This window comes from Kitasatospora putterlickiae (genome assembly GCF_039527695.1).
GTDB classification, from domain to species: Bacteria; Actinomycetota; Actinomycetes; order Streptomycetales; family Streptomycetaceae; genus Kitasatospora; species Kitasatospora putterlickiae.
In genome coordinates this window covers 5,359-11,085 of the sequence record NZ_BAAAKJ010000093.1, presented here as the reverse complement: position 1 = coordinate 11,085, position 5,727 = coordinate 5,359, and the positions used below count along the sequence as shown (strand labels likewise).

General features: G+C 74.8%; 5 protein-coding genes. 3 read left to right on the top strand and 2 right to left on the bottom strand.

What is annotated here, in order from left to right; all coding sequences use genetic code 11:
* Positions 1 to 192 (top strand): DAK2 domain-containing protein (locus ABD308_RS10065; protein ID WP_344331084.1); only part of this gene is annotated, 192 nt, incomplete at its 5' end.
* 190 nt (positions 193 to 382) lie between these two features.
* Here the strand turns inward: ABD308_RS10065 and ABD308_RS10060 are convergent.
* Positions 383 to 1,549 carry a PP2C family protein-serine/threonine phosphatase gene (locus tag ABD308_RS10060; protein WP_344331082.1) on the bottom strand — a complete coding sequence of 389 codons (1,167 nt, stop codon included), beginning with the start codon at positions 1,547 to 1,549 and terminating at the stop codon, positions 383 to 385.
* A 328-nt stretch (positions 1,550 to 1,877) separates the two neighbouring features.
* Here ABD308_RS10060 and ABD308_RS10055 point away from each other — a divergent pair, with 328 nt between their 5' ends.
* Complete coding sequence (locus ABD308_RS10055) at positions 1,878 to 2,096, top strand: heavy-metal-associated domain-containing protein (protein ID WP_344331080.1); 219 nt, start codon at positions 1,878 to 1,880, stop codon at positions 2,094 to 2,096.
* A 74-nt stretch (positions 2,097 to 2,170) separates the two neighbouring features.
* Entirely contained in the window at positions 2,171 to 4,486 is a 2,316-nt protein-coding gene (locus ABD308_RS10050) for a heavy metal translocating P-type ATPase (protein ID WP_344331075.1), read from the top strand.
* A gap of 73 nt (positions 4,487 to 4,559) precedes the next feature.
* On the opposite strand, the gene ABD308_RS10045 is transcribed toward ABD308_RS10050, so the two are convergent.
* Positions 4,560 to 5,279, bottom strand: a complete 720-nt coding sequence (locus ABD308_RS10045; RefSeq protein ID WP_344331072.1) for an SDR family NAD(P)-dependent oxidoreductase — start codon at positions 5,277 to 5,279, stop codon at positions 4,560 to 4,562.
* Positions 5,280 to 5,727: the final 448 nt, after the last annotated feature.

Below are 5,727 nucleotides of genomic sequence, written 5' to 3'. Positions count from 1 at the left end.
GCGAGGGCCGCGGCCGAGGGGGCCGAGCGGGGCGCCGTGGACACGGTGCCGCTACAGGCCCGCAAGGGCCGCGCCTCCTACCTGGGCCCCCGCAGCATCGGCTACCAGGACCCCGGCGCCACCTCCACCGCCCTCCTCTTCCGCGCCCTCGCGGAGGCTGTGACGCACCCGCTCGCCTCCGGGGCACTGTGACTCACCCGCTCGCCTCCGGGGCGCTCTTGTCCGGCGCCGACGGTCGGCGGGCACGGCGCCACCTCCTTCGTCGGCGGCTTGACCCTTCTCCCTTTCGGCGCCGGCGCGCCCCTTCGGCTCGGGGCGGGGTGGCCTTCGGCCCGTGCCGGGGCGGCGAGTGGCGGTCCGTGCCGGGCCGGGGTGAGGTCGCTCAGGCCGCGTCCGTGCGGGTGATCAGCAGGAGCAGTGCGTCGTCCCGAAGTTCGCCGCCCGTGTGCGCCAGCAGATCGGCGTAGACCCGCCCGACCGCCGCCTCCAGCTCCGCCGCGGAACGGGCCGCGCCGCGCACCAGCGGGCCGACCCGCTCGGCGAGCGGGTAGAACACTCCGCTGCGCCGGTGCCTGGCCTCGATCACGCCGTCGCTGCAGAGCACCAGCACGTCCTCGGTCCCGAACGGCTGGTCCCAGGTGCTCGGCTCGCCGGTGGCCAGCCGGCCGAGGCCGAGCGGCACCCACGGGTCGGGCGCGTCCAGGACGTGCGCCCGGCCCTCCGGGTCCACCCGGATCGGCGGGACGTGCCCGTACTGGAGCAGCTGGACCACGCCGGGCCGGCGGAACTCGGCGAACAGCGCGGTGGTGAACTCGCCGTCCGGCACGTGCCGCTCGACGCTGGCCTCGACCCTGGCGGCCACCCCGCGCAGCCCGGCCTCGTCGTACGCGGCCTCCCGGAAGGCGCCGAGCACCACGGCGGCGGTCTGCACCGCGCCGAGCCCCTTGCCGCGCACGTCGCCGACCGCGACCCGGGTGCCGTGCGGCGTCTCCAGGACGGAGTAGAGGTCCCCGCCGATCCGCGAGGCGTCGGCGGCGGAGACGTACCGCACGGCGAGGTGCAGCGGCCCGACGACCGGTCCGGGCAGTCGCAGCAGCGCGCGCTGCGCGGCCTCCGCGACGGAGCTGACCGCGGCGAAGGCGGCGGCCCGGCGCATCCGGATCCTGGCCACCCAGGCGGAGAAGACGGTGAGCACCAGGTAGCCGACCATCGCGCCCCACAGGAAGCGGGCGTCGTTGAGGTTGTCGACCTGGTCGTAGTGGCTGAGGCCGAAGACGGCGAGCAGGCCGACCGAGGAGACGCCGAGCAGTTCGAGCGGCCGCAGGGTCAGCGCGGCGACGCTGGGGACGACGGTCATCAGCGGCGCCAGGTAGCGGTCCTGGCCGGAGTACAGGTCGGCGATCCCGACCAGCACGATCGCGATCAGCGCGGGGGCGGCCCGGCGCCAGAACGGGATGTCGAGCAGGTCGACGGCGAGCAGCGCGTCGCGCCGCCGGGCCGGCGGCTGCCCGGCGCCGGTCGGGACGGACGGCGACTGGGCACGGCGCATCGGTGACACATACCGAACATAACGGACGATCAGTACGACCACCCGCGCACCCCCGGCCCCTCCGCCCCCGCCCGCACCGCCATCGGCCCGCCGGAGCGCCGAATCCGCCCATGTCACGGCGCGGATTCCAGCGCAACGTGTCCGGACGCCTACGCTCTGCTCTCGGAGCGCGCGCCGGCGACGCCCGGGCGACACCCCGGACAGCACCCGCAATGCGATCCACACCACACGGTCCGCACCCCTACGGAATACCCCTTAGGGGTATGGTGTGGTTATCAGCCGGGCCCGGGCGTACGCTCGCGGCCGTACAGACCTTCCGGAGGCCCCGATGTCCAGCACCATCACCTACACCGTCACCGGCATGAGCTGCGGCCACTGCGAGAGTTCGGTCAGCAAGGAGCTCTCCACCCTCACCGGGGTGACCGGGGTGTCCGCCGACGCCAAGGCCGGCACGGTCACCGTCTCCGCGGCGGCCCCGCTGGACGACGAGCAGGTCCGCGCCGCCGTCGACGAGGCCGGTTACGAGCTGGTCGGCCGCGCCGCCTGAGAGCCCCCGCCGCGCGGCGGGGGCCCCGCGAAACCCCGCCCCCGCCGTGCCCTCCCCTAGGAGCTGATCAGCACATGAGCACCTCCACCTCGGGCTCCACCTCCCCGGACGCGGCGACCGCCATAGCCGGCCAGGAGGGCCCCACCCCGGTCCGCGAGCGCGTCGAACTCCAGATCGGCGGCATGACCTGCGCCGCCTGCGCCGCCCGGATCGAGAAGAAGCTCAACCGGATGACCGGCGTCGAGGCCACCGTCAACTACGCCACCGAGAAGGCCAGGGTCGAGTTCGCGCCGGACGTCACCGTGGCCGACCTCATCGCCACCGTGGAGAACACCGGCTACACCGCCGAACTCCCCCCGCCCCCGGTGCCCGTCGCGGCGGACGAAGCCCCCGCCGACGCCGCCCGCGCACCGGCCACCGACCCGCTGCTCGACCGGCTGCTGGTCAGCGCCGTGCTCAGCCTGCCGGTGGTCCTGTGGTCGATGGTCCCCGCCCTCCAGTTCACCAACTGGCAGTGGCTGGCCTTCGCCCTCACCGGCCCCGTCGTCGTCTACGGCGGCCTGCCCTTCCACCGCGCCGCCTGGACCAATCTCAAGCACGGCGCGGCGACCATGGACACCCTGGTCTCGCTCGGCACCCTGGCCGCCTTCGGCTGGTCCTTCTGGGCCCTGTTCTGGGGCGACGCCGGCATGCCCGGCATGCGGCACGAGTTCTCGTTCTCGGTCGGCGACGCCGACGCCTCGTCCATGCTCTACCTGGAGACGGCCTCCGCCGTCACCGTGCTGATCCTGCTGGGCCGCTACCTGGAGGCCCGCTCCAAGCGCCGCGCCGGGGCCGCCCTGCACGCCCTGCTGGACCTCGGTGCCAAGGACGTGGCCGTGCTGCAGGGCGGCCGCGAGGTCCGGCTGCCCGTCGACCGGCTCACCGTCGGGACGCGGTTCGTGGTCCGCCCCGGCGAGAAGATCGCCACCGACGGCGTGGTGGTCGAGGGCGCCTCCGCCGTCGACGCCTCGATGCTCACCGGCGAGTCCGTCCCGGTGGAGGTCGCCGTCGGCGACACCGTCACCGGCGCCACCGTCAACGCCGGCGGCCGCCTGGTGGTCGAGGCCACCCGGGTCGGCGCCGACACCCGGCTCGCCCGGATGGCCGCGCTCGTCGAGGAGGCGCAGAACGGCAAGGCCGCCGCCCAGCGGCTCGCCGACCGGATCTCCGCCGTCTTCGTGCCCGTGGTGATCCTCATCGCGCTCGGCACCCTGGTCGGCTGGCTGCTGACCACCGACAGCGCGACCGAGGCGTTCACCGCCGCCGTCGCGGTGCTGATCATCGCCTGTCCGTGCGCCCTCGGCCTGGCCACCCCGACCGCCCTGATGGTCGGTACCGGCCGCGGCGCCCAGCTCGGCATCCTGATCAAGGGCCCCGAGGTGCTGGAGAACACCCGCCGCGTCGACACCGTCGTCCTCGACAAGACCGGCACCGTCACCACCGGCCGGATGACCCTGCACGGCGTGCGCACCGCCGAGGGCGTCACCGAGGAGGAGGCGCTGCGCCTCGCCGGCGCCGTCGAGCACGCCTCCGAGCACCCGATCGCCGCCGCCATCGCCACCGCCGCCGCCGACCGCCTCGGCACCCTGCCCGCCGTCGAGGGCTTCGAGAACGTCCCCGGCCTCGGCGTGCGGGGCGTCGTCGACGGCCGCACGGTGGTCGCCGGCCGGGAGTCCCTGCTCGCCGAGCACGGCCTGCCGCTGCCCGCCGCGCTGGCCGGGGCCAGACGGGCCGCGGAGGCCGCCGGGCGGACCACCGTGGTGGTCGGCTGGGACGGCGCGGCGCGGGCCGTCCTGGAGGTCGCCGACGCGGTCAAGCCCACCAGCGCCGAGGCGATCGCCGAACTGCGCGCCCTCGGGCTCACCCCGGTCCTGCTCACCGGGGACAACCGGGCGGTCGCCGAGGCCGTCGCCGCCGAGGTCGGCATCGACCCCGCGCAGGTGTACGCCGAGGTGCTGCCCGAGGACAAGGTCGCCGCCGTCGAGACCCTCCAGGCCGAGGGCAGGGTCGTCGCGATGGTCGGTGACGGCGTCAACGACGCCGCCGCGCTCGCCCAGGCCGACCTCGGCCTCGCCATGGGCACCGGCACCGACGCCGCCATAGAGGCGGGCGACCTGACGCTGGTCCGCGGTGACCTGCGCTCGGCCGCCGACGCCATCCGGCTCTCCCGCCGCACGCTCGGCACCATCAAGGGCAACCTGTGCTGGGCCTTCGGCTACAACGTCGCGGCGATCCCGCTGGCCGCCGCCGGACTGCTCAACCCGATGATCGCCGGCGCCACGATGGCCTTCTCCTCGGTCTTCGTGCTCACCAACAGCCTCCGGCTGCGCCGCTTCCGGTCCGCCTGACCCCCGGGCGCCCGGGAACGCCGCAGGGCCCGTACCGCGTGCGCGGTACGGGCCCTGCGGCGTTCGGGCGGCTTCAGCGGCCGAGCAGCTCACCGCCGTTGCAGTGCAGGATCTCGCCGGTGATGAAACCGGCCTCCGGCGAGGCCAGGAAGTGGACCGCGGCCGCCACCTCGCCGGTCTCCCCGATCCGCCCGAGCAGCGTGCGGGCCGCCCGCCGGGAGACCTCCGCCTCGTCCAGCCGCGGCCCGAAGAACTCGGTGCCCGCCACCGTCCCCGGCGCCACGATGTTGGCGGTGATGCCGGAGGTGCCGAGCTGGGCGGCCAGGAAGTGGTTCCAGGCGTGCAGCGAGGCCTTCGCGGCCCCGAACGAGCCGGCCCCGCGCAGGGCGGCGATCGAGCTGATGGTGACCACCCGGCCGGAGCCCGGGGTGAGCCGGTCACGGACCGACTCGGTGAGCAGCACCGCGGTCAGCACATTGCGCTCGAAGTCCCCGCGCCAGCGGGCCAGCAGGGCGTGCGGCCCGGCACCGATCACGGTCTCCCGGCTGCCCGCGTTGTTCACCAGCACGTCGATCCGCTGCGGAAGCTCCTCCAGCGCGGCCTCCACGGAGTCCGGGTCGGCGAGGTCGCACACCAGCGGGGTCACGTTCGGCCCGAGGGCCGTGGCGGCCTCCTCCAGCACCGCTCGCCGTCGGCCGACGATCACGACCTGTTCGCCCGCCTCGGCGAACCGCCGTGCCACCTCGTACCCGATCCCCGTGCCACCGCCGGTGACAACCACGTTCCTGGTCATCTGCGCACTCCTCCCCCAGCTCCGCCGCCACGCTGCAAGGTGCACGGCGGTCCGTACCGGAATGCCACGATTCCTATCACGCTCGGTTGCCGTGACTGCGGGGAGGGTGACGTCACGGCCGCTGGAAGGTGTGGTATGGGGGCGGCACCGCACGCACACGGAGCGTGGCGAGAGGCAGCTCACACCCCCCCGGCGTAACTTCTCACACGGTGATACGTCTTAGGTTGGTAGTGCGGCAGTTTTTCCGGTGGGCCGAGACGTGGCGAACGGCACGACGTCGACGCACCGCCACCACTGCCGCCGACGGGGCTCCGGCGGGCCCCGGGTCGGTCGCCGACGGTTGGCGACCTTCGCGCACGACGCCGGGGTGTGGCCGGACCAGGGACGCTTTGAGCGGCCGTCCCGGGCCCAGAGCCGCCCCCGGAGTCGTGCGCCGGACGTTGAGGTG

Bases quoted from the DNA above. Each gene is read 5' to 3' on its own strand.
- ABD308_RS10050 (WP_344331075.1), top strand. From the start codon at position 2,171: ATGAGCACCTCCACCTCGGGCTCCACCTCCCCGGACGCGGCGACCGCC.
- ABD308_RS10055 (WP_344331080.1), top strand. From the start codon at position 1,878: ATGTCCAGCACCATCACCTACACCGTCACCGGCATGAGCTGCGGCCAC.
- ABD308_RS10060 (WP_344331082.1), bottom strand. From the start codon at position 1,549: ATGCGCCGTGCCCAGTCGCCGTCCGTCCCGACCGGCGCCGGGCAGCCG.
- ABD308_RS10045 (WP_344331072.1), bottom strand. From the start codon at position 5,279: ATGACCAGGAACGTGGTTGTCACCGGCGGTGGCACGGGGATCGGGTAC.